The sequence below is a fragment of the Hoeflea ulvae genome, assembly GCF_026619435.1.
Taxonomy (GTDB): domain Bacteria; phylum Pseudomonadota; class Alphaproteobacteria; order Rhizobiales; family Rhizobiaceae; genus Hoeflea; species Hoeflea ulvae.
In genome coordinates this window covers 2,624,674-2,647,884 of record NZ_JAOVZQ010000001.1, presented here as the reverse complement: position 1 = coordinate 2,647,884, position 23,211 = coordinate 2,624,674, and the positions used below count along the sequence as shown (strand labels likewise).

At 63.6% G+C, this 23,211-nt stretch carries 20 protein-coding genes and 2 pseudogenes; 6 read left to right on the top strand and 16 right to left on the bottom strand.

Going from position 1 to position 23,211, the window contains the following annotated elements; genetic code table 11:
- Nucleotides 1-14: 14 nt before the first annotated feature.
- From trpD to lexA, 5 genes are all read left to right on the top strand, one after another.
- Nucleotides 15-1,049: an anthranilate phosphoribosyltransferase gene (gene trpD, locus OEG82_RS12585; RefSeq protein ID WP_267612771.1), complete on the top strand. Its 1,035-nt coding sequence runs from the start codon at nucleotides 15-17 to the stop codon at nucleotides 1,047-1,049.
- A gap of 4 nt (nucleotides 1,050-1,053) precedes the next feature.
- Complete coding sequence (gene trpC, locus OEG82_RS12580) at nucleotides 1,054-1,866, top strand: indole-3-glycerol phosphate synthase TrpC (protein WP_267612770.1); 813 nt, start codon at nucleotides 1,054-1,056, stop codon at nucleotides 1,864-1,866.
- Between the two features lies 1 nt (nucleotide 1,867).
- A complete protein-coding gene (gene moaC / locus OEG82_RS12575) occupies nucleotides 1,868-2,368 on the top strand; it encodes a cyclic pyranopterin monophosphate synthase MoaC (protein WP_267612769.1) in 501 nt (166 codons plus the stop codon).
- A 4-nt stretch (nucleotides 2,369-2,372) separates the two neighbouring features.
- A complete protein-coding gene (locus tag OEG82_RS12570) occupies nucleotides 2,373-3,584 on the top strand; it encodes a molybdopterin molybdotransferase MoeA (protein WP_267612768.1) in 1,212 nt (403 codons plus the stop codon).
- A gap of 110 nt (nucleotides 3,585-3,694) precedes the next feature.
- Nucleotides 3,695-4,411 (top strand): transcriptional repressor LexA, encoded by a 717-nt coding sequence (lexA, locus tag OEG82_RS12565; protein WP_267612767.1) that lies wholly within the window; start codon nucleotides 3,695-3,697, stop codon nucleotides 4,409-4,411.
- 48 nt (nucleotides 4,412-4,459) lie between these two features.
- Here lexA and OEG82_RS12560 read toward each other — a convergent pair whose 3' ends face one another.
- Together OEG82_RS12560 and OEG82_RS12555 are read right to left on the bottom strand one after the other, a co-directional pair.
- Nucleotides 4,460-5,539 (bottom strand): ComEC/Rec2 family competence protein, encoded by a 1,080-nt coding sequence (locus OEG82_RS12560; RefSeq protein WP_267612766.1) that lies wholly within the window; start codon nucleotides 5,537-5,539, stop codon nucleotides 4,460-4,462.
- Nucleotides 5,527-6,822 (bottom strand): ComEC/Rec2 family competence protein, encoded by a 1,296-nt coding sequence (locus OEG82_RS12555; RefSeq protein WP_267612765.1) that lies wholly within the window; start codon nucleotides 6,820-6,822, stop codon nucleotides 5,527-5,529. Before OEG82_RS12555 ends, OEG82_RS12560 begins: the two co-directional genes overlap by 13 nt.
- 438 nt (nucleotides 6,823-7,260) lie before the next feature.
- Here OEG82_RS12555 and gltA point away from each other — a divergent pair, with 438 nt between their 5' ends.
- On the top strand, nucleotides 7,261-8,550 hold the full coding sequence (gltA, locus tag OEG82_RS12550) for a citrate synthase (protein WP_267612764.1): 1,290 nt from the start codon (nucleotides 7,261-7,263) through the stop codon (nucleotides 8,548-8,550).
- Nucleotides 8,551-8,638: 88 nt separating this feature from the next.
- Here gltA and OEG82_RS12545 read toward each other — a convergent pair whose 3' ends face one another.
- The 14 genes and pseudogenes from OEG82_RS12545 to rpsB form a co-directional block, all read right to left on the bottom strand.
- Nucleotides 8,639-9,700, bottom strand: a complete 1,062-nt coding sequence (locus OEG82_RS12545; protein WP_267612763.1) for a glycoside hydrolase family 18 protein — start codon at nucleotides 9,698-9,700, stop codon at nucleotides 8,639-8,641.
- 232 nt (nucleotides 9,701-9,932) lie between these two features.
- On the bottom strand, nucleotides 9,933-11,093 hold the full coding sequence (lpxB, locus tag OEG82_RS12540; RefSeq protein WP_267612762.1) for a lipid-A-disaccharide synthase: 1,161 nt from the start codon (nucleotides 11,091-11,093) through the stop codon (nucleotides 9,933-9,935).
- Nucleotides 11,092-11,973: pseudogene (locus OEG82_RS12535) on the bottom strand (LpxI family protein); the annotation flags it as partial. The gene lpxB and the pseudogene OEG82_RS12535, both read right to left, overlap by 2 nt.
- Nucleotides 11,974-11,978: 5 nt before the next feature.
- Nucleotides 11,979-12,809, bottom strand: a complete 831-nt coding sequence (gene lpxA, locus OEG82_RS12530) for an acyl-ACP--UDP-N-acetylglucosamine O-acyltransferase (RefSeq protein ID WP_267612761.1) — start codon at nucleotides 12,807-12,809, stop codon at nucleotides 11,979-11,981.
- Nucleotides 12,806-13,276 carry a 3-hydroxyacyl-ACP dehydratase FabZ gene (fabZ, locus tag OEG82_RS12525; RefSeq protein WP_267614941.1) on the bottom strand — a complete coding sequence of 157 codons (471 nt, stop codon included), beginning with the start codon at nucleotides 13,274-13,276 and terminating at the stop codon, nucleotides 12,806-12,808. The genes lpxA and fabZ overlap by 4 nt, the downstream gene beginning before the upstream one ends.
- Entirely contained in the window at nucleotides 13,276-14,349 is a 1,074-nt protein-coding gene (lpxD, locus tag OEG82_RS12520; RefSeq protein WP_267612760.1) for a UDP-3-O-(3-hydroxymyristoyl)glucosamine N-acyltransferase, read from the bottom strand. Before lpxD ends, fabZ begins: the two co-directional genes overlap by 1 nt.
- 50 nt (nucleotides 14,350-14,399) lie before the next feature.
- Nucleotides 14,400-16,763 carry an outer membrane protein assembly factor BamA gene (gene bamA / locus OEG82_RS12515; RefSeq protein WP_267612759.1) on the bottom strand — a complete coding sequence of 788 codons (2,364 nt, stop codon included), beginning with the start codon at nucleotides 16,761-16,763 and terminating at the stop codon, nucleotides 14,400-14,402.
- Between the two features lie 203 nt (nucleotides 16,764-16,966).
- Nucleotides 16,967-18,101, bottom strand: a pseudogene (gene rseP / locus OEG82_RS12510) (RIP metalloprotease RseP).
- A gap of 77 nt (nucleotides 18,102-18,178) precedes the next feature.
- Nucleotides 18,179-19,015 carry a phosphatidate cytidylyltransferase gene (locus OEG82_RS12505; RefSeq protein ID WP_267612758.1) on the bottom strand — a complete coding sequence of 279 codons (837 nt, stop codon included), beginning with the start codon at nucleotides 19,013-19,015 and terminating at the stop codon, nucleotides 18,179-18,181.
- A complete protein-coding gene (locus OEG82_RS12500) occupies nucleotides 19,015-19,770 on the bottom strand; it encodes an isoprenyl transferase (RefSeq protein ID WP_267612757.1) in 756 nt (251 codons plus the stop codon). Before OEG82_RS12500 ends, OEG82_RS12505 begins: the two co-directional genes overlap by 1 nt.
- 26 nt (nucleotides 19,771-19,796) lie before the next feature.
- Nucleotides 19,797-20,357: a ribosome recycling factor gene (frr, locus tag OEG82_RS12495; protein ID WP_267612756.1), complete on the bottom strand. Its 561-nt coding sequence runs from the start codon at nucleotides 20,355-20,357 to the stop codon at nucleotides 19,797-19,799.
- 56 nt (nucleotides 20,358-20,413) lie between these two features.
- Complete coding sequence (gene pyrH / locus OEG82_RS12490; RefSeq protein ID WP_267612755.1) at nucleotides 20,414-21,136, bottom strand: UMP kinase; 723 nt, start codon at nucleotides 21,134-21,136, stop codon at nucleotides 20,414-20,416.
- Nucleotides 21,137-21,241: 105 nt separating this feature from the next.
- On the bottom strand, nucleotides 21,242-22,165 hold the full coding sequence (gene tsf, locus OEG82_RS12485) for a translation elongation factor Ts (protein ID WP_267612754.1): 924 nt from the start codon (nucleotides 22,163-22,165) through the stop codon (nucleotides 21,242-21,244).
- A 153-nt stretch (nucleotides 22,166-22,318) separates the two neighbouring features.
- Nucleotides 22,319-23,149, bottom strand: coding sequence for a 30S ribosomal protein S2 (gene rpsB / locus OEG82_RS12480; protein ID WP_267612753.1), 831 nt, complete (start codon nucleotides 23,147-23,149; stop codon nucleotides 22,319-22,321).
- Nucleotides 23,150-23,211: the final 62 nt, after the last annotated feature.

Here is a 23,211-nt window from a genome sequence, read left to right as displayed (position 1 = left end):
GGGAAGCGATCACCATGGCTGATCTCAAGTCATTCATCGCCAAAGTGGCCAATGCCGAACCGCTGAACCGGGACGAGGCGCGCGCCGCCTTTGGCGTGATGATGTCGGGTGACGCCACGCCGTCGCAGATCGGCGGCTTCCTGATGGCGCTCAGGGTGCGCGGCGAAAGCGTCGACGAGCTCTATGGCGCCGTCAGCGTGATGCGCGCCAAGATGCTGCCGGTCGAGGCGCCCGCCGATGCGATCGACATTGTCGGCACCGGCGGCGATGCATCGGGCACCTACAATGTCTCGACCACCGCCGCCTTCATCACGGCCGGCGCCGGCGTCAAGGTGGCCAAGCATGGCAACCGGGCGCTGTCGTCGAAATCAGGCACGGCGGATGCGCTGTCGGCGCTGGGAATCTCGCTGGAGCTGGACCCGAAGGGGATTTCGGCCTGTATCGACCAGGCCGGTGTCGGCTTCATGTTCGCGCCGGCGCATCATTCGGCGATGCGCCATGTCGGACCGAGCCGGGTGGAACTGGGCACGCGGACGATCTTCAACCTTTTGGGGCCGCTGTCCAATCCGGCCGGGGTCAAGAAGCAATTGCTCGGCGTGTTCTCGCCCTACTGGCTCGAGCCGATGGCGCAGGTGTTGCGCGATCTCGGATCGGAAACGGTCTGGGTGGTGCATGGCGACGGGCTTGACGAGATGACCACGACCGGCGTGACCCAGGTGGTGGCGCTGGAAAATGGCGAGATTCGCAATTTCGAGATGACGCCGGAGGATCTGGGCTTTGCCCGGGTGCCGCTGGACCTGCTCAAGGGTGGCGATGGCGCGCACAATGCGGCAGCGCTCAAGCGGCTGCTCGAAGGCGAGGCCAGCGCCTATCGCGACATCTCGGTGCTCAATGCCGCAGGCGCGCTGGTGGTGGCGGGCAAGGCCGAGACCATGCCCGAAGCCATCGGCATGGCGGTCAACTCGATCGACAGCGGCGCGGCACTGGCAGCACTTGACGCGCTGGTCAGCGTGTCCCAGGCCCATGCGCCTGCACCGAAGGCGGGCTGAGGCGATGAGCGATATCCTGACCCGCATCGAAGCCTACAAGCGCGACGAGATTACCGCGGCGAAAACCGCCACTCCGCTGGCCGAGCTCAAGGCGCGCGCGCGCGACCAGGGGGCCCCGCGCGGCTTCATCGCAGCGCTTGAGGCCAGGCACGGCGCCGGGGATTACGCGCTGATTGCCGAAATCAAGAAGGCGAGCCCGTCAAAGGGCCTGATCCGCGCCGATTTCGACCCACCGTCGCTGGCGCGCGCCTATGAAGCTGGCGGTGCAGCCTGCCTGTCGGTGCTCACCGACGCGCCGTCATTCCAGGGCGCGCCGGAGTTTCTGACCGCCGCACGCGCGGCCTGCGCCCTGCCCGCGCTTCGCAAGGATTTCATGTTCGACCGCTACCAGGTGCACGAGGCGCGCGCCTGGGGCGCTGACGCGATCCTGATCATCATGGCCTGCCTGACCGATGACGACGCAAAGCGGCTGGAAGACGAGGCCCAAGACCTGGGTATGGCGGCGCTGATCGAGGTGCATGACGAGGCCGAGACCGAACGCGCGCTCCGGCTCGAAAGCCGCCTGCTCGGCGTCAACAATCGCAATCTGCGCACCTTCGACGTGTCGCTGACGGTCTCCGAGCGGCTGGCGGCCCTGGTGCCGGACGACCGCATTCTGGTCGGCGAAAGCGGCATCGGCTCCTTTGCCGATTGCGAACGGCTGGCAACCAGCGGGATCAAAACATTCCTGGTCGGCGAAAGCCTGATGCGCCAGCCGGATGTGGCAGCGGCGACCAGGGCGTTGCTGACCGGGCAGACCGCGGAAGCGGTGCGCTGAGATGGCCGATGACACCGGCGCACGGCTGACACATCTGGCAGAAGACGGGTCGGCGAGCATGGTCGATGTCGGCGACAAGGCCGATACGGTGCGCGTCGCCGAAGCCGAGGGTTTCGTGCTGATGAAGCCCGAGACGCTGGCGCTGATCCTGGCCGGGGACATGAAGAAGGGCGATGTCATCGGGGCCGCGCGGATTGCCGGCATCATGGCCGCCAAGCAGACCGCAAACCTCATTCCGCTGTGCCATCCGCTGGCGCTGACCAAGGTCGGCGTCGAGATCGAGCCCGACGAGGCCCTGCCCGGCTTGCGGGTTTCGGCGCTGGCCAAGCTCACCGGCAAGACCGGCGTGGAGATGGAAGCGCTGACTGCGGTGTCGGTGACCTGCCTGACGATTTACGACATGGCCAAGGCGGTGGACCGGGGCATGGAGATCGGCGGTATCCGGGTGCTGGCCAAGTCCGGCGGCAAATCCGGCGACTGGGTTGTGCAGGCGAAGGGATGATCCGATGGCATTGATGCCGGTTGACGAAGCGCTCAGGCGGATCCTGGAGGATGCGGCGGCGCCCCAAGAGCCGGAAATGCTGCCGCTGGCACGGACATCCGGCCGGGTGCTGGCCCGGGATATCAAGGCGCTGCGCACCCACCCTCCCTTTGCGGCCTCGGCCATGGACGGCTATGCGGTGCGCGCCGGAGAAGCCAGTGCCGGCGCCATACTGACACTTCAGGGCGAATCTGCCGCCGGACACGGCCATGACGGTGCTTTGGCGCCGAAATCGGCGATCCGGATCTTCACCGGCGCGCCGGTGCCCGAAGGCGCAGATGCCATCGTCATTCAGGAAAATACCGACAAACTCGATGATGGTTCCGTCCGGATCAACGAAGCCCCGGTGCCCGGCCGCTATATCCGCGATGCGGGCATTGATTTTGAGACCGGCAAGGTCGGGCTCGAGGCCGGACGGCTGCTCGATGCCGGCGCCATCACCTTCGCCGCCGCGATGAACCACGCGACGCTGCCGGTGGTGCGAAAGCCCCGGGTCGCGATTCTCGCCACCGGCGACGAGTTGCGGCTGCCTGGCGAAGAACTCGGACCGGGTCAGATCATCGCCTCCAACACCTTCGGCGTGGCCGCGCTGGCGCGCGAAGCCGGCGCCGAGATCATCGATCTGGGCATTGCCGCCGACCGGATGGAGGCTCTTGATTCGGCGATTGATTCGGCTCTGGCGCAGGGCGCGGACGTGCTGGTGACCATCGGCGGGGCTTCCGTGGGCGATCATGACCTGGTGCAAAAGGCGCTCACAGGCCGTGGAATGGCGCTGGATTTCTGGCGAATCGCCATGCGTCCTGGCAAGCCGCTGATGTCGGGACGGCTGGGCGGAATGCGGGTGCTGGGACTGCCGGGAAATCCGGCCTCGAGTCTCGTCTGCGCGCATCTGTTTCTCGAGCCACTGGTGACCCGGCTGGGCGGACGTCCGGACCCCGACAGGATGAAAAAAGCCATATTGACCAAGGACATGCCGGAAAACGACCTGCGTCAGGACTATATCCGCGCCGACCTTGCCACCGGCCCCGACGGCACGCTGAGCGCGACCCCCTTTGACCGCCAGGATTCGTCGCTGATGAAGGTCTTTGCCGACGCCCGCTGCCTGATCGTCAGGCCACCTTTCGCTTTACCAGCAAAACCCGGATCTACTTGCAGCGTGCTCGTTTTGCGCCCCTGATGTTCTTTCATTGTTTCTTTACCCCTTGCGGAACACAGATGGAGCATGTTAGCTGAGTTCTGGTTTTGTTTCATTCCGACCATCGGGCCGGCCACCGGGGTAAATCGACAATGTTGACGCGCAAACAGCACGAACTTCTTCTCTTCATTCACGAACGCATGAAAGAAAGCGGCATCCCGCCCTCTTTCGACGAGATGAAGGATGCGCTCAACCTGGCGTCCAAATCCGGCATCCACCGGCTGATCACGGCGCTGGAAGAACGCGGCTTCATCCGCCGCCTGCCAAACCGGGCCCGCGCCCTCGAGGTGATCAAGCTGCCTGACAGCTACCAGGCCAATCTGCAGCCGCGGCGCGGCTTCTCGCCCAGCGTCATCGAGGGCAGCCTCGGCAAGACACCGGAACCGGTCCGGCGGGCCACGGCCGCCAATGACGAGGCCTCGCAGGTGGCCGAAGTGCCGATGATGGGCCGCATCGCCGCCGGTGTGCCGATCTCGGCGATCCAGAACATCACCCACACCATCACCGTGCCGGTGGAGATGATCGGGCCCGGTGATCACTACGCGCTCGAGGTCAAGGGCGATTCGATGATCGATGCCGGGATCTTCGATGGCGACACCGTTGTGATCCGCAATGTCTCGAGCGCCAGCCCCGGCGACATCGTCGTCGCACTGGTCGATGACGAGGAAGCCACGCTGAAGCGGTTCCGCCGCAAGGGCGCCTCGATCGCGCTGGAGGCCGCCAACCCGGCCTATGAGACCCGCATTTTCGGACCCGACCGGATCAAGGTGCAGGGCAAGCTTGTCGGCCTGATCCGCCGCTACCACTGACTAGGTCCTTGTGACCGATGGGGAGACCGTCCGGGCCGGGCGGCCTGCTCAACCGGGCAGATCATAGCTTCGGCTGCGCCAGTCGTAATAACGCTGCACCGTCCAGGGCCGGACGACGCCTTCCGGGGCCGATCTGATCCGCAAGTCCGGCCGCTGCGATCCCGGGGCGCCCCCTGCCTGCCGGACATGGCTGCCGCCTGACTGATCTGCCAGTTTCTCAACAGGCTGGTCCGCAAGGGCGGCTGCGGGCTTGTTTGCCAGGGTGACCGTCATGGCGCCGCTGCGGCGCAGGCTGCGCGCGGTGACAAGTGTCGCGCCGGACCAACAACTCTGCATGTAGACCGGGATCGCCACCACCACGAGGTCGGCCCGGTCGCAGGCAGCCCCGATCAGCGGCGCCTTATCAACCGCAATCACCCGGACCCGATGATGAATGGCGGCGCAGATACCGCGCCCGGCGCAGTGAAACCGCGACGGCGCTTCCGCCGCAGCGCGCAGCAAGAGATCGAGGCTTTCGGGCTGGCCGGCATTGGCCGCTGCGGCCTGTGCATGGGAGACCGGCGGCCGATGCGGCGGCGCCCGCAGCGCAGCCTGCCACTGCCGGAACACGAAGGCCGAGGGACGCGCGGCATTGCTGGCAAGCCCGTCAGACCCTGCCAGGGCCACCAGCTTGCCGTCTTCGCTGATCAGGACATCGGGCATCGGGCTTGCCAGCGGCGGAAGTGCAAATGCGGCGCCCAGACCAATCAGCACCGCGCCCGTCAGCCGCAGCCAGCTTCTCAGATACACGAGAACGACAAGCCCGGCGCCTGCCGTGGCGGTGGCCGCGAGCGGGATCTGGCCGACGCTGAGATTGCCGCCGAGACCGTCGACATGATGGGCAACGGCGATAACGGCTTCGAGCCCCTGCCCCATCACCTGCAGCGGCACGGCATCAAGGCCGAGAGGCATCAGCAGCATGGCAGCCAGTCCGGCAGGCATCACCACCAGCGTCACCAGCGGCATCGCCAGCAGATTGGCGAGCAGCCCGTGACCGGCGACGCGGTGAAAATGATGCGCGGAAAACAGCCCGGTGGCCAGTCCCGCAACCAGCGAGGTAATGGCCAGGCCGAGCATCAGCTTGGCCAACACGACGAGCCAGCGGACCGGCCAGGCGCCCCCCACAGGCCGGGCGTGGCGGCCGCTGAGTCGCGGCTGCGTGCGGCCAGAGCGGCATAGGCCGAAATCAGCGCGGCGGTGGCGGCAAAGGACATCTGGAAGCCCGGACCGACCACGGCCGACGGGGTGATGATGATGATAACGAGGGCGGCGAGCGCGACATTGCGCATGGTCAGCGCGCTGCGATCGGCAAGCACGGCCCCCAGCATGATGGCGAGCATCACCCAGGCGCGCTGGGTGGCCACGCTGCCGCCGGAAATCAGCAGATAGGCTGTGGCGACCATCAGCGCGCCGACGGCGGCAATCTTTCTGACCGGGAAGGCTTCGACCAGCGGCGGAAACAGCGCCAGCAACTTCCGCAGGCCGATATAGAGCGTGCCGGCGGCAAGCGCCATGTGCAGCCCGGAGATCGCCAGAATATGGGCGAGACCCGTGGCCCGGAGAGCGTCCTGCGTGGCCGTGGAGATGCCCCGCCGGTCCGAGACCGCGAGTGCGGCGGCGACCCCGCCCGGATCCCCCGGCAGCACGGTGCGGATCCGCGTCGATATCTGTTCGCGGATGCGCCTGAGGTGCAGCCTGAAGGGCTGAAGCAGCCCGGTCCGGCGCAGCGACGGCGCGGAAGCCTCGGGCGCGCTGTAGAAGAAGCCATGGGCGCCGATGCCGTCGACAAAGGCCTTGAAGGCAAAATCGAAACCGCCAGGCAGCACCGGACCGGAGGGCGCGGACAGCCGCGCCCGGCCGGAGATCACCGCCCCCACCGGCACCGGCGGGTGCGGCGCACGCGCGACGAGCCGGACCCGCGCGGGCGGCCGGCGGATCTCCGGCCCGGCCGTCGACAAGAGATCGATGAGATACCAGACCCTGCCGGCCGGGCCGAATTCACGGGCTTCGACCTGTCCGGTGATCTGCGTGATCACGTCCGAATCAAGCAGGATGGCGCCGCGCTGCTGCTCGAAGCCTGCGGCACAGGCACCGGCGCACAGGGCTGCGGCCAGTGCCGCGGCGCGCGAAGCGCCAAGATGAGCCTCGCGGGTGAGCATTGCTATGAACGCTGCAACCAGCAATCCCAATCCCGGCAGGAGCAGGCCCGGATCGCGGGACGCGCTGTAAAACAGCCCGGCGCCGGCGCCCATGGCCACCGGCAGGAACAGAAAACCCAGACCGCATTCGCGCTCGCGGCCGACAGCCTGCGACATGGCGGTGTGCAAGCGCTGCGGCAGCGCCCTGCCCTTGCCGGTTTGCGGGTCTGTCACACGGCGGGAATCCGGACGGGGAACCTGCGCAGGGACGACATCAGACCGTGCCGGCGCGAGGTCGAATCGACCCTCCGCCGCGGCCATTTGCGGTTTCATCGCCATGCGTGTTGCCTGCTTCATGCACGCCTCGCCTGAAGACTGGCAGACTACACCCGGAATTTGGGGCAACACCACCCTGAATGGCAGCGATGAGCGCGCACGCCTTGTCGCTGCAATGCGGAATGTAACCAATTTCCGGAGTAATTTTCGCGCATTTCCAACATGTTATCGTTACCCGCGAAAAGCCGAGCCCGGGCATCATATTTCAATTCCGTGATGTGGAAATTAGCCATCCGCATAGCTTGGCAGGGTGCGGGAAATCATATAGCTAACCCATGACGGTCATCCAAGGTGGCGGCTAAAGGCCGTGCACCTGCATTTGTGGAAGGACATGCCATGGCAGACAGACAAGCAAAAATCATTATGGACGGCAACGAGGTTGACCTACCGATCAAGACCGGAACAATCGGTCCCGACGTTGTCGACATCGCCTCACTTTACAAGACGACCGGGGCGTTCACCTATGATCCTGGCTTCACCTCCACCGCATCCTGCGAATCCAAGATCACCTATATCGACGGCGATGAAGGCGTTCTGCTGCACCGCGGCTATCCGATCGACCAGCTGGCCGAACATGGCGACTTTCTCGAGGTCTGCTACCTGCTGCTTTATGGCGAACTGCCGACAGCAACACAGAAGGTGGATTTCGACTACCGGGTAACCCGCCACACGATGGTGCATGAGCAGATGAGCCGGTTCTTCACCGGATTCCGTCGCGACGCCCACCCGATGGCGGTGATGTGCGGCTGCGTCGGCGCGCTGTCGGCGTTCTACCACGATTCAACCGACATCACCGATCCGCATCAGCGGATGGTGGCATCGATGCGGATGATCGCCAAGATGCCGACGATTGCGGCGATGGCCTATAAATACCACATCGGCCAGCCCTTCGTGTACCCGACCAACAATCTCGATTATGCCTCGAACTTCCTGCGCATGTGCTTTGCCGTGCCGTGCGAAGATTACGAGGTCAATCCGGTGTTGGCGCGGGCCATGGACCGCATCTTCATTCTGCATGCCGATCACGAGCAGAACGCCTCGACCTCGACCGTGCGTCTTGCCGGTTCCTCGGGCGCCAATCCGTTCGCCTGCATCGCAGCCGGCATTGCCTGCCTGTGGGGCCCTGCCCATGGCGGCGCCAATGAAGCCGCGCTCAACATGCTGGCGGAAATCGGATCGGTCGACAAGATTCCGGAATTTGTCGAACGCGCCAAGGACAAGAACGATCCGTTCCGTCTGATGGGCTTCGGCCACCGGGTCTACAAGAACTACGATCCGCGCGCCAAGATCATGCAGAAGACCTGTCATGAAGTGCTGGGCGAGCTCGGCATCAAGGACGATCCGCTGCTGGAAGTGGCCATGGAGCTCGAGCGCATCGCGCTGACCGATCCCTACTTCATCGAAAAGAAGCTCTATCCGAATATCGACTTCTATTCGGGCATCACGCTGAAGGCGCTGGGCTTCCCGACCACCATGTTCACCGTGCTGTTCGCTCTTGCCCGCACCGTCGGCTGGATCGCCCAGTGGAGCGAAATGATCGAGGATCCGGGCCAGCGCATCGGCCGTCCGCGCCAGCTCTATATCGGCGAGGCCTCGCGCGATTACGTGCCGGTGTCCAAACGCTGAAGCCTGCGGGTATCAAACTGAAAAAGGCGCCTTCGGGCGCTTTTTTTGTGTCTGCCGTGTCGTGGCTCTCAAAAACGGCCTTGCGGCATCACTTGCAGCTGTTGCTGGTGCCGTTGAGTGCATTGCCGATTTCACAGGGATAGGCCGCAGGATAAGATGCCTCGCATGACTGCAGAAGACCGTTATAGTCCCATAGCGACAGCCCGGCGACATCCGGATAGGCCGTGACAATCTCTCTGGCGATGCCGGCGCATTGCGCGAAAACCTCACCCGCCTGGTCGTCATTTTCGCAATTATATGGCGATGCGGGCTGCTGGTTGGGGGGCAACTGGGTGAGCCCGATGCCAAGACCGGGATTCATCTGCTCAACCGGAATTGACAGATCTGCGGCACCAGACGCCGCGCCCGGACAGGGGAATGCCTGCATGTCGGCAGCCATCTGCCCCACGATGTCAGTGGAAAACCCGCCGGAGTAATATTGCCGGTTGATCAGCACCGGGGTCTTGCCGGCCCTTGCCATCTGGCAATATTGCCATTGCACCGATGTGAAGTCCGCGGCGGTGCTGTCACTGCTGTAGGGCGCGATCGACATGGGGATTGTCTTGTCCTTGGCCGTCAGAGCCGCGACCACCGCGCCAAAACCATCGGTGTCCGGCAAGGTGCTGCCGGCTTCCATGTCATAGTCGACACCGCCGATGCTGTAGTCATCCATGAATTTCAAAAGGCGATCGGCGCCGGAAGCCGCTGCAGCGGGGCTTGAGGCAAAATAGTCCCAGGTCTCGGGATTGTCCCAGCCGCCAAGAGACAAAAAGACGGTCTTGCCCGCAGCGGAAAGCAGCTCCATCGCCGCCTGGGCCTCCCTGAACGGATCGCCATTGGCATCATAGACAGCCTTGATGTTCCAGACCGGAACGGCATCATCGCCAGGGCACTCAAACCCGCGCGCGCTTTTGCTGTCTGGTGTGCAGAAATTGACGAAGGCAAAGATGACATGTGTGAAATCGGAGTCTGCCAGAGCCTCGATCTGCTCCTTGGTGACACTGCCGATCGGATAAGGCGCATCCTCGAGATAGGCCAGATTGACTTTTTGCGCGGCCGCAGGCTGGACGAGTAGCGCCAGGGCCGTCGTGACAACCAGGAAAACGCCCAAATAAACCCCAATATTTCTCGTGTAAATACTGCGATTTCTCATGCCAAACCTCCCGCTTAGGCAAGCATAAAACCATTTTTTAAGCATTAATACTTGCACCTCGCGCCGAACCTGTCAATTTTCAGCGCTGAAATTCCGGGACTGGCGGGCATGGACGGAACATGGCACAGACAGGCCATCAGTCGTCGCTGAACGATCTGTGCAAGCATGAGAGCGCAGGATGCCGGCGGGGTCAGCGGCCGATGACGGAGAGCACGGTTCTGGCGGCGGTTTCGGAGGCCGGGTGGCCGGTCTGCATGCGCGACCAGACCAGATCGAAATCTTCCAGCGTCGCAGCACGATAGAGCGTGTCGCGGGCCAGCTGATCGGCAAGACGGGCCAGACGCGCGGGGCGCACCTGGCCGTCATACTGCTCGGTGATGACCACGTGATCGGCGATCAGGTTGGGCAGCGCTGCGGTCCATGTGGTGATCTTGGCAAACAGCAGCTTGGCGATCGGATCGAGCTTGTAGCACGACATGTGCGGCACGCCGGCCAGCGCCAGTTCGAGCAGCACCGTGCCGGAAGCGGCGATGGCCACATCGGCCTGGCCGAAGGCCTGCCACTTGGCGTCGTCGCCGGTGACGATCCTGCAGGGGACATCCCAGCCCAGAACCTCGTCACGCACCGCACGCTCGACATGGGCGCCGGCCGGAAGCACGAAGCTCATCTCGGGATTGATCGCGGCCAGCAGCCTTGCGGCCTCGCCAAAGACCGGTGCGAGGCGGCTGACCTCGCCGCGGCGCGAGCCCGGCAGAATCAGGCACATGGGCGGCTCGCCGACGCGACCGCGCCGCCGCCGGGCCGTCTGCGCCGCATGGGCGGCAACCAGGCCCGGATCATCCATCAGCCGGTGGCCGACATAGGTCAGCGGCGGGCCACCAAGCCGGGCCACGATTTCCGGCTCGAAGGGGAAGATCGACAGCACGTGATCGATATAGGCGGTCATGGCTGGCGCCCTTTCGGGCTTCCAGGCCCAGACGGTGGGGCAGACATAATTTATGATCTTGAGACCGGGCAGCGCCTGGCGGACCCTGCGCGCCACCCGGTGGGAGAAATCCGGGCTGTCGATGATCACCAGGCAATCGGGACGCGCAGCAATGATCGCATCGGCAGTCTGGCGGATCCGCATGATCAGCTTCGGCAGTTTTGCAATCACCGCGGAAAAACCGATGATCGACAATTCGCTGTAATCAAACAGGGAATCGAGGCCTTCGGCAATCAGCTTGTCGCCGCCGACGCCGACCAGCTGCGGCTGCTCGCCGGTCTCGCCGGCAAGCGCCCTGACCAGGTCGGCGCCGAGAATGTCGCCGGAGGGTTCGCCGGCCACCACGGCGAGCTTGAGCGCTGACATCAGCCTGTCCCTCTTCGCGTGGCTCGATGCCGGTGACGAACAGGCCCAGGCGGTCGGCTTCGGCAATCACCATGTCGCGTTCGAGCACCAGCGAGCGGCCGGCTTCCACGGCGATGCCTGCAAGTCCGGCGGCATGGGCGCCGGTCACGGTGGCCGGGCCGATGGACGGCAGGTCGGCGCGTTCATCCTGACCGGGCTTGCACAGCTTGACCAGGACGCCACCGCGCCCGCCGGAGAGCCGTTTGTCGGCGCGCAGGCCTGCAACCCGCGCCAGCATGGCATCGGTGCCCTCAAGCCCCTCCAGCGCCACCACACGGCCGCCGACGGCGACAGCGCCCTGCCCGACATCGAGCCGGCCAAGCGCCAAAGCGGCTTCGGATGCGGCGGCAATGTTCTTCAGGTCGGACTTGTCGGGCCGCACCTTGCCCGAGGGCCCCGCCTGGCCGAGCAGCCCCGGGGCCACCTGCTGGGCGCCGATGACCCGGACGCCTTCATTTTCCAGAACCTTGATGGCAAAGCGCAGCAGCTTGTCGTCGCCGCCCGAGGACAGCAGACGCAGCGATGACGGCGAGGCCAGCAGCGAGCGCCAGGTGGGCCGCACATCCGACAGGCTGGGACGACGGCCAATGCCGCCGGCGAGCACGATCGACCCGATCGCCTCGCGCCGCACAAGCCTGGAGAAGCCGGAGAGATCGGCAATGCTGATCTGGAAATGGTCAAAGCCCGACCAGTCCTGGTCGGACTCGCCCTTGATGCCGAAAATATAGGGATCATGCCCCGATTGCCGCGCCGCCAGGGCGACCTGGACCGGAAACCGGCCCTTGCCGGCCAGGATCGCCAGCCGGCCGGTGATGTCTGGCGCGGCCTGTGCAGCGGTCACCGGCGTCAGCCTCGCTGGCCCCGCGCCGGGGAGGACAGCGCACGCTCGCTTTCGGCATCGATGAAGGCGATGATGTCGAGAATGGCTGCGTTGTTGTCGGTCTGATCGCGCACCCGGGCAATGTTCTCGCGGATCGGCGTCGAGGGATTGAATATCGTCTTGAACGCGCGGCGGACGGCGTGAATGGCCGGCCGGTCGAAGCCGGAGCGCTGCATGCCGATGATGTTGAGCCCCATCAGCACGCCGGGATTGCCGTTGAGCATGCCATAGGGAATGACGTCATTGCTGACAGCCGCAAGCCCGCCGATGAAGGCATGATGGCCGATGCGGGTGAACTGGTGCACCGCCGCACCGCCACCCATGATCACCCGGTCGCCGATGCTGACGTGACCGGCAAGCATGACATTGTTCGACAGGATGACATTGTCGCCAACATGGCAGTCATGGGCGACATGGGAATAGGCCAGAAACATCGAATTGTTGCCGACCGTGGTCTTGCCGCCAAAGCTGGCCATGCCCGGATGCATGGTCACGCCTTCGCGGATCGTGCAGCACCGGCCGATGATCAGCTGGGTGTCTTCGCCCTTGTAGTTGATGTTCTGCGGGGCACAACCGAGCACGGCATTGGGGAACACGACGGTTCCTTCGCCAATGCTGGTATTGCCATCAACGACAACATGGCTCATCAGCCGCACATTGTCGGCGAGCCTGACCTTGGGGCCGACATGGCAGAACGGACCGATCTCGACATTGGCGCCGATGACGGCGCCTTCCTCGACGATGGCGGCAGGATGGATGCGGGCCGGCTGCTGGGCGGCATGCGCGGTGACTGTCATTCGGACTCGCTTTCTGCCGAAGCGAGCATCGCTCCGATGTCAGCTTCGGCAACCTTGGAGCCGTCAACCATTGCCTCGCAATGGAAGCGCCAGATATTGCCGCGCTGCTTGATCTTGGTCACATGATATTCAAGCCGGTCGCCGGGAATGACCGGCTTGCGGAACTTGGCGTTGTCGATGGTCATGAAATAGACGATCTTGTCGTTGCCGCCCACCGCCTTGGCGCAGATCGCGCCGGCCGTCTGGGCCATGCCTTCGACAATGAGCACGCCGGGCATGATCGGATTTTCGGGAAAATGTCCGGTGAAATGCGGCTCGTTGGCGGTGACATTCTTGATGCCGATGGCCGAATTGTCGGCATCGATATTGATGATCTGGTCGACCAGCAGAAACGGATAACGATGCGGCAGCAGGCGCATGATTTCGCGAATGCCCGCGGTTTCCAGTGTCGTTGCTACGGTGTCCATCATTGCCCGCCTCCGCGTTTGTCTTTGTCTGTCTTGCCGGCCTTGCCGAAGGCCCGCTCATTGGCAGCCGCGGCGTCGCGCAGGAAGCCGAGCATCGGGCGGGCCGGTACGCCGCCCCAGCGGACACCGGCAGGCACATCGCCCGCCACGCCGCTGAAGGCCGCAATCTGTGCGCCATCACCGATACTGATATGTCCGTTGATGGCGGATGCGCCGCCGATCATCACGCCGTTGCCGATGGTGGCGCTGCCGGCGATTCCGACCTGGGAGACGATGACACTGTGCCGTCCGATCCGAACATTGTGCGCGATCTGGACCAGATTGTCGATTTTCGTGCCTTCGCCGATCTCGGTATCGTCAAGCGCGCCGCGATCGATGGTCGTGTTGGCGCCGATTTCGACGTGATCCTGGATGATCACACGGCCGATCTGCGGGATCTTGACCAGGCCGCGCGGTCCCGGCGCATAGCCGAAACCATCCTGTCCGATGCGCGCGCCGGGATGAATGATCACATTGTTGCCGATCAGCGCATGCTGGATGGTGACGCCATGGCCGACATGACAATTGCGGCCGATGCGGGTGCCAGGACCGATGGCGGCGGAGGCGGAAATGACCGAGCCTGCACCGATCTCGGCGCCGGCGCCGATCACCGCACCGGCTTCGACGGTGACACCGTCTTCGAGCCTGGCGGAGGGATCGACCGAGGCGCTTTCGCTGATCCCGGCGGCACCGGTCAGCCGCAATGGCTGCACCGAAGCGGGCACCAGTGCCGCGCCGGCCAGGGCAAAGGCCAGTTGCGGTGCAGCGGCAATCAGCGCGGCGACGCCATCGGGAACATCGGCCGCCAGCCTGGAGGTGACAAACACGGCTGCGGCGCGGGATTTCTTCAGATCAGGAAGGGCGACGCGGGAACTCGCAAAGGCCACTTCGCCCGCGCCGGCGCGCGACAGCGGGGCGATGCCGGTGACCTGGCGGTCGCCGAAATCGGGATTGACCAATTCGGCTCCGCAAAGACCCGAGAGGTCTGAAAGCGACATGCCTTCATGCGGAGGAAAAAAACGAATTGTGTCCATAAGGAAACCAGAAAGAGAGACCGGGTGGCGAAACCGCCACCCGTGTCAAATCAGAAGCGCGTCGAGGCGCCAAAGCCGAATTTCTTGACGTCGTCATAGTCCTGCTTGACGACCGGCTCGGCGTAATAGACCCGCAGAGGACCGAAAGGCGAAGCCCAGGTGATGCCCGCACCGACCGAAGCGCGCCATTCCATGTCGTTTCCGACGAGGGTCTGGACCGAGCTGCCGGAGACGAAATCGCTCGCGGCGATGTCGTTGCCATACAGCGTCGCCGCATCGGCAAAGACGTTGAAACGCAGGCCGAGGTCGCGGGAGAGCATCGGCATCGGGGCCGATACTTCAACGCTGCCGTTGAAATAGGTGGTGCCGCCGGCCGCGCCGACATAGCTGGAGCCGTCAAACACGCGCGGGCCGATGCCACGGGTGTCGAAACCACGGATGGTTTCCTGTCCGAGGAACAGGTGATCGAAGACGCGCAGATTGCCGCTGGTCGAGACCACATTGCCGGCGCCGGCGGTGAACTGGCCGACCATGTCTGCCGATTCGGACAGCATGTGGAAGTAGCTCGCCTTGGCGGTGGTCTTGATGTAGTCGGCGTCAAAGCCGAGACCGGCAAATTCCTGCGTCACACGTGCGGAAATGCCTTCGCGTGGCAGGGTCCGGTCATCCAGCGTGCTGTAGGCCAGCGTGTAGGACAGCGAGGCAACGTCATGACCGCCATTGGCAATCGTGCGCGAAATCGCGTTCGATTCCGGGTTGGACGCAATGGTGGCAAGATCGCTGTACTCGGTCTGCGTGAACTTGAACGCGGTCTGGAAATACAGGTTTTCCGTGATCGGCGCGCCGATGCGCAGATTGATGCCCTGGGTATCATCGTCAAAGCCGGTGTAGCTGGAATCGGTCTTCTTGAAGACGTCGAAACCGGCAGCCAGACGATAGCCGAGGAAATAGGGCTCGGTAAAGGACATGCTGTATTCGCGCGTGTCGGTGCCGCCACCGACGGAGGCGCGGATATACTGGCCACGACCGAGGAAGTTGCGCTCGGTGATGTCGACCGTCGCAGTGAAGCCGTCGGAGTTGGAATAACCGCCGCCAACACCGAATTCGCCGGTGGCCTGATCCTTGACGTCGACAATCAGAACCACGCGGTCAGGCTGCGAGCCCGGCTGGGTGGAGATATCGACCGAGGAGAAGAACTTGAGATCTTCGAGACGCTTCTTGGCGCGGCGAACCAGAACCTGGTTGAAGGCATCGCCTTCGGACAGGTCGAACTCGCGGCGGATGACATAGTCGCGGGTGCGGGTATTGCCGCGGATTTCGATCCGCTCGACATAGGCGCGTGTGCCTTCATCAACCAGATAGACCACGGAGATCGTGCGATTGTTGAAATCGCGGTCGCCGCGCGGAGTGATCTGGGCGAAGGGATAGCCCTGGGTGGCGACACGGTCGGAGATCGCCATGATCGTGTCTTCGACATCCTTGGCGCTGTAAACCGCACCGGTGCGGGTTTCGAGCAGGCCCTTGAGCGCGTCGGAATCGATGCCAGGCACGGTGCTTTCGATGCTGACATCGCCGAACACGTAGCGCTCGCCCTCTTCCACGGTGATGGAGACGACATATTCGTTGTTGGCTTCATCCAGCTCGGCAAAGGACGAGATCACGCGGAAATCGGCATAGCCGCGGTTGTAGTAGAAGCGGCGCAGCAGCTCTTCGTCGGCGCGCAGCTTGTCCTCGTCATAGACGTCCTTGCGGGTGAGGAACGACAGCATGCCCGAACGCTTGGTGGTGATGACATCGGCCAGACGACCATCGCCAAAGGCCTGGTTGCCGACAAAATTGATCGCCGAAATCTTGGTGCGGTCACCTTCGTTGATTTCAAACGCGATGTTGACGCGTCCGCCATCGACCGGGACCAGACGGGTGGTCACCACGGCATCGCTGCGGCCGATTGCCGAATAGGCATCCTTGATCGCCTGAATGTCGGCCTGCAGCAAAAGATCATTGTAGGCGCCAAGCTGGCGGCTCTGGACGACCTGCGAAAGCGCGGTGTCCTTGATCTTCTTGTTGCCGTTGAACACGACCTGATTGATGATCTGGTTTTCGGAAACGGTGACAATGAGGGTCGAACCGGAGACGCTGATCTGCACATCGGAAAACAATCCGGTGGCGAACAGGCGCTTCACCGACTCGTCGATGTCATTGTTGTCGAAACTGGAACCTGGAGAGATGGTCAGATTGCCGCGAACGGTGGACGCATCAACACGGGAATTGCCCCGCACATCAACCCGGCTGACGACAGCCGCCTCTGCGATTGTAACTCCGGCAAGCGTCGCAACGCCCGCTCCTGTCACGACGATCCCCGCGGTCAGCGCTACCGCCGACACTGCGTTCAAAAGGTTTGAACCGGCCTTCATTGATCTTGTTACCTTTTTTTACTCGAATGCCCCAGACGGAAGCACGCATCGTGAGTCATGACTTGTGCCCGTTTTACCCGCTTTTACAACACAAGCAAGGTACGGAGTTAAATTCTGTTTACTTCCTTCGCAACAGTGGCGATTTCGCCACGTCTGAGCAAATTCAGGGTTAACAGACGGTTAGCACGTCCGCGGCGGAGATATCAACCGATCAGCATGGTCACATCGTTCCAGGTGGCAAATAGCATGAGGGCCAGCACCAGAGTCAACCCGACCCGGTAGGCCCATTCCTGAGCCACCTCTCCCGGAGGCCGGCCACGCACGGCCTCGATCGCGTAAAACACCAGGTGACCGCCGTCGAGCATCGGGATCGGCATCAGGTTGAGCAGGCCGATCGACACCGACAAAACGGCGGCGAGCTGAATCAGCGCGGCCAGGCCGAGCGTCGACATGTCCTTGGAATATTTCGCGACCCGGATCGGTCCGCCGAGCTGATCGGCCTTTTCCCGGCCGGTGATGATGTTGCCGATATAATCGACGGTGCGGGTGACGATGTACCAGCTCTGCGCCACGCCCTCGCCTACGGCCTCGAGCGGCCCGTATTCGCGCAGACGGAAATTACCGGCATCATTGTTGGTGACCACGCCGATGCGGCCGACTTCCATCTTGTTGCCGAAGGGATCGGAGATCTCGACCCGCGCCGGGGTCAGGGTCAGGTCGACCATGTCACCCTGGCGATCCATGGTGATGGTGATCGGCACTTCCGGGCGGACGCTGACATAGCGCTGGACATCGTCAAAAATCTCGATCGGCTCGCCGTCGATGGCGACGAAGCGGTCACCGGGCAGGACGCCGGCTGCCTCGGCAGCGCTTGCGGGCTGAACACTGGGCAACGACGGGATCGGCGATCATGCGGCCATTGGTGCCAAACATCACTGCGAAGATGGCAATGGCGAGGATGAAATTGGCGATCGGCCCGGCGGCGACGGTGGCGGCACGGCGCCACAGCGAGGCTCCGGGAAACGAGCCTTCCGGCAGCGCCTGGGCCGAGGCCTGCGCCTCGGCGCCCGAGGGCATGCTGGCGGCATTCTCGTCGCCCAGAAACTTGACATAGCCGCCGAGCGGAATCAGCGACAGCTTCCAGCGGGTGCCGTGGCGGTCGTTGCGGCCGATCAGCTCCGGCCCGAAGCCGACGGAAAAGACCTGGGCCTTGATGCCGCACCAGCGGCCGACCAGGTAGTGACCCAGTTCATGAAAGAAGACGACAATGGTCAACACCAGCAGAAACGGTGGCAATGCGCTGAGAACGTTTCCAACCGAGGTTGTCAAAAATTCCATGGAGTGACGTCCTTTCATGACGCAGGCGCAGCCGCGTCAGCTTCGTTCGAAGCGGCACCGGCCGCCGGGCTGTGCCGCTATAACCCGAGCAACCTTGCGGCAAGCTCGTCTGCCACGCCGGCATGGTCGGACAGCGGCAGCAGATTGCCCAACAAGAAGGCCGCAAATGCGGCAAAGACAAGACCATCGACCCGATCCATGACGCCGCCATGGCCGGGAATGAGATGGCTGGAATCCTTGGCGCCGAAACGGCGCTTGATCCAGGATTCGAACAGGTCGCCGATCTCGGAGGCAACGGCGAGAACCAGAGCCACCATGGGGATCATCCAGCCGCCGCCGTGACGGATGGCAAGCGCCACGCCGACACCCGCCCCCACGCCTGCGGCGGCGCCGAAAATCGCGCCGGACCAGGTCTTGCCGGGTGATATGCGCGGCGCCAGCTTCGGCCCGCCCAGCGCCCGTCCGCAGAAATAGGCGAGAATATCGGTGGACCAGACGATAGCGAAGACAAACAGCATGGCAAACAGGCCGAACAGGCCCTCGCCGCGGATTTCCGCCAGTGCCAGCCCGGAAAAGCCGGCATAGAGCACCGCGATTGCCGACCAGGGCCCGGCACCGCGCTTGTAACCGGCAAAGCCGGCACCGGCCGCGCCGATGAAGATGGCGGCCAGCGCCATCACCGGCAGGGAAGTGAGCACGAAGAGCGCGGTGGCGAGAACGGCTAGCCAGCCGATCGCATTGGCCAGCGGCGCCTTTGCCGGCGCGCCGGACATTGTGGAAAACTCGTAATGCATCAGCACCATGATCAGCACGGCAAGACCGGTGAACCAGATGCCGCCGACCCAGGTTGCCGCCAGCACGATGATACCAAGGACGATGCCCGAGACGATCCGCAGCCGCAGCTCGCGCGACATCAGGATCCCACCGCCAGATTGGGCGTCGGCACCGCGCCGAAACGGCGATCCCTGCGGCTGAATTCGGCCAGCGCATCATGAAAGGCGGCCCGGTCGAAATCCGGCCACAGGCAGGGCATGAAGACGAATTCCGAATAGGCCGCCTGCCACAGCAGGAAATTGGACAGCCGCTGCTCGCCGCTGGTGCGGATCACCAGGTCGGGATCGGGGATTCCGGCGGTGTCGACATGGGCCGACAAGGTGGCCTCGTCGATCGCGGCGGCGTCGAGATGCCCGGCCGTCACGGCTGCGACAATCGAACGGGTGGCGCGCACGAGTTCGTCGCGGGCGCCGTAATTGAAGGCGATCATCAAGGTCACGCCGGTGTTGTCACGGGTCCGGTCCTCGGCCTCCATCAGCAGGGCGCTGATATCGGGCTCGATGTTCTGGCGGCAGCCGAGAACCTTGACGCGGACATTCTCGCTGTGCAGTTCGGCCAGGTCCCTGCGGATGAAGAACCGCAGGATGCCCATCAGGTCGGAGACCTCTTCCTTCGGCCGGTTCCAGTTCTCGGAGGAAAAGGCAAACAGGGTCAGGTACTGGATCCCGGCCTCGGCAGCAGTCCGCACCGCCTCGCGCACCCGCTCGACACCGGCGCGATGGCCGGCTGTGCGCGGCATGCCGCGCGCATTGGCCCAGCGGCCATTGCCGTCCATGATGATGGCGACATGGCGAGGCGCATTGAGGGGGGCTGTGGATCGCATTGTTTTGGCCATTTCCCGACTAGTAGCGTGAGTCGCGCCTAAACCTGCATGATTTCCTTTTCCTTTTCGACGAGCAAGTGATCGATCTCGCCGATCTTCTCGTCGGTCATCTTCTGGACCTGGTCAGACTCGCGGCGGCTGTCATCCTGGCTGATATCGCCGTCCTTTTCCGCCTTCTTGAGCGCGTCCATGCCGTCGCGACGGACATTGCGGACGGCGATGCGGGCATTTTCGGCATAGGTGTGCGAGACCTTGACGAGCTGCTTGCGGCGCTCCTCGTTGAGCTCGGGCAGCGGAATGCGCAGATTCTGGCCGTCGACAATAGGGTTGAGACCCAGATTGGCTTCGCGAATGCCGCGGTCGACGGCGCCGACCATCTGCTTGTCCCAGACCGAGACGCCAAGCATGCGCGGCTCCGGCACGGTGACATTGGCCACCTGGTTGAGCGGCACGCGGGAGCCATAGGCCTCGACCATCACCGGGTCGAGCACGTTGGGCGTTGCGCGTCCGGTCCTCAAGGAGGCAAGATCGCTCTTGAAAGCGGTGATAGCGCCTTCCATGCGACGTTTGAGTTCTTTCAAGTCAGCACCTTCACTCATCCCAAGTCCTCCTTGCAGGAATCCCTGCTTCTCTTACGTGGCGGGTCGCCCGCGCCTCAGTGATCGCGAACAATGGTCGCGCGGCCTTCTCCAACCATGATCTTGGCAAATTCGCCCTCCTCATGGATGGAGAAAACGATGATCGGAATAGAATTCTCGCGCGCCAAGGCTACGGCTGCAACATCCATGACGGCAAGCCCCTTGTTGAGCACCTCGTCATGGGTGAGCGTGTCATAGCGGGTGGCGTCGGGAACCTTCTTGGGATCGGCGGAATAGATGCCGTCGACCTGGGTGCCCTTGAGAATGGCTTCGGCACCCATTTCGGCGGCGCGCAGGGCGGCGGCGGAATCGGTGGTGAAGAACGGGTTGCCGGTGCCGCCGGCAAAGATCACCACCCTGCCCCGCTTGAGATGGTTGAGCGCGGCGCGCTGGGAAAAGCTCTGGCAGATATCGGGCATCGACACGGCCGAGAGCACTTCGGTGTCCACGCCGAGCTTGCGCAGCGAGGTGGCCAGCGCCAGCGCGTTGATGACGGTGGCCAGCATGCCCATGTGGTCGCCGGTCACCCGGTCGCCGCCCTTGGAGGCCACGGCAACGCCGCGGAAGATGTTTCCGCCGCCCACCACGACACCGACTTCGACATCCATGGCGCGAACCGCAGCGATATCGGCGGCGATACGGTCAACCACGGCCACGTCGATGCCGAAACCCTGGCTGCCCATCAGGGCTTCGCCCGAGGCTTTGAGAAGAACGCGCTTAAAGAGGGGCTTGGATGTCATGGAATGGTCCGGATTTCTGTGTCAGGCCCGGATACACGAAGGGCACCGCGTTGTCACGCGATGCCCCTGCGGTTTTTTCGACAAAGCGCTCGCAAGCGCTCAATGTCAGCCCTTTACAGCGGCTGCCACTTCAGCGGCGAAGTCGCTCTCATCCTTCTCGATGCCTTCACCGAGCTGGAAGCGGACGAAACCGGCGATTTCAACCGGCGCACCGGCTTCGGCTTCGACAGCCTTGACGGCTGCGCCGACGGTCAGGTCGGGGTTCATCACGAAAGCCTGCGAAAGAAGCGCGACTTCCTCGTAGAACTTGCGCATGCGGCCTTCGACCATCTTCTCGATGATGGCTTCCGGCTTGCCCGATTCGCGGGCCTGCTCGATGAACACGTTGCGCTCGCGGTCGGCGATGACCGGATCGACGTCGTCGGAGGTCAGTGCCAGCGGGTTGGTGGCGGCGATGTGCATGGCGACCTGGCGGCCGATGGCCTGCAGGGCTTCGGCATTGCCGGTCGACTTGACCGCAACGATCACGCCGAGCTTGCCGAGGCCGTCGGCAACCGCGTTGTGCACATAGGTCGCAACCACGCCATCATCGACGGACAGCTTGGCCGAACGGCGGAAGCTCATGTTCTCGCCGATATGGGCGATGGCGTCCTTGACGGTGTCGGTGACGGTCTTGCCGGTCGACGGCACGGTGGCGGCGCTGACGGCAGCGTCGGACCCATCTGTGGTCAGGGCGACGGATGCGATCGAGCGGGCCAGATCCTGGAAGCCGTCATTGCGGGCGACGAAATCGGTCTCGGAATTGACTTCGACGACGACGGCGGACTTGCCTTCGGACGCCACGGCAACCAGGCCTTCGGCAGCGGTACGGCCCGACTTCTTGTCGGCCTTGGCGATGCCCTTGGCACGCAGCCAGTCAACTGCAGCTTCCATGTCGCCGCCGTTTTCGGCCAGCGCCTTCTTGCAGTCCATCATGCCGGCGCCGGTCTTGTCGCGCAGCTCTTTCACCATTGCAGCGGTAATGCTCATAACAGCCTCTTTATTCTTTGGGCGTCCGGTCCGGCCTTGAGGGCAGTTCAGACCCGGAAATCGCCTGGCGGCATATCAACCATGCCATTGAAATGTGACAGCCCGGCAAAGCACGATGGCTTGGCCGGGCCGGTTTTGTCCGAAACCCGGAATTTAAGCCTTTGCGGCTTCTTCCGCAGGCGCAGCTTCAACGGCCGCGGCTTCAGCCGGTGCAGCTTCGGCAACTTCAGGAGCTGCTTCGAGCGCAGGCTCGACAGGAGCTTCCATGGCGCCGAGATCGACACCGGACGAGCCCTGCTGACGGGCGATGCCGTCGATGCAGGCGCGGCTGATCAGATCGCAATAGAGCGAGATGGCGCGGCTGGCGTCATCATTGCCCGGGATCGGGTAATCGACAACGTCGGGATCGCAGTTGGAATCGATGATCGCAACGACCGGAATGCCAAGACGCTTGGCTTCCTGGATGGCAATGCCTTCCTTGTTGGTGTCGACGACGAACATCAGGTCGGGGGTGCCGCCCATGTCACGGATACCGCCAAGTGCGCGGTTGAGCTTTTCACGCTCGCGCTCGAGGTTGAGGCGTTCCTTCTTGGTGAAGCCGGTGGCTTCGGAAGCAAGGATCTCGTCGAGCTTGCGCAGGCGCTGGATCGAATGCGAAATCGTCTTCCAGTTGGTCAGCATGCCGCCGAGCCAACGGGCGTTGACATAATACTGCGCCGAACGGGCGGCAGCATCGGCAACGATTTCGGAGGCCTGACGCTTGGTGCCGACGAACAGCACGCGGCCGCCCTTGGACACGGTGTCGGAAACCAGCTTCAATGCCACGTTGAGCATCGGAACGGTCTGGCCGAGATCGAGAATGTGAAGGTTGTTGCGCGCACCAAAAATGTACGGCTTCATCTTCGGGTTCCAGCGGTGAGTCTGGTGGCCGAAGTGGACGCCTGCTTCAAGCAGCTGGCGCATGGAAAATTCCGGCAATGCCATGCCTAGTACTCCTGTTTCCGGTTGAACCTCCGCAGGGCGTGAGCGCTAAGCGCCACCGGCGG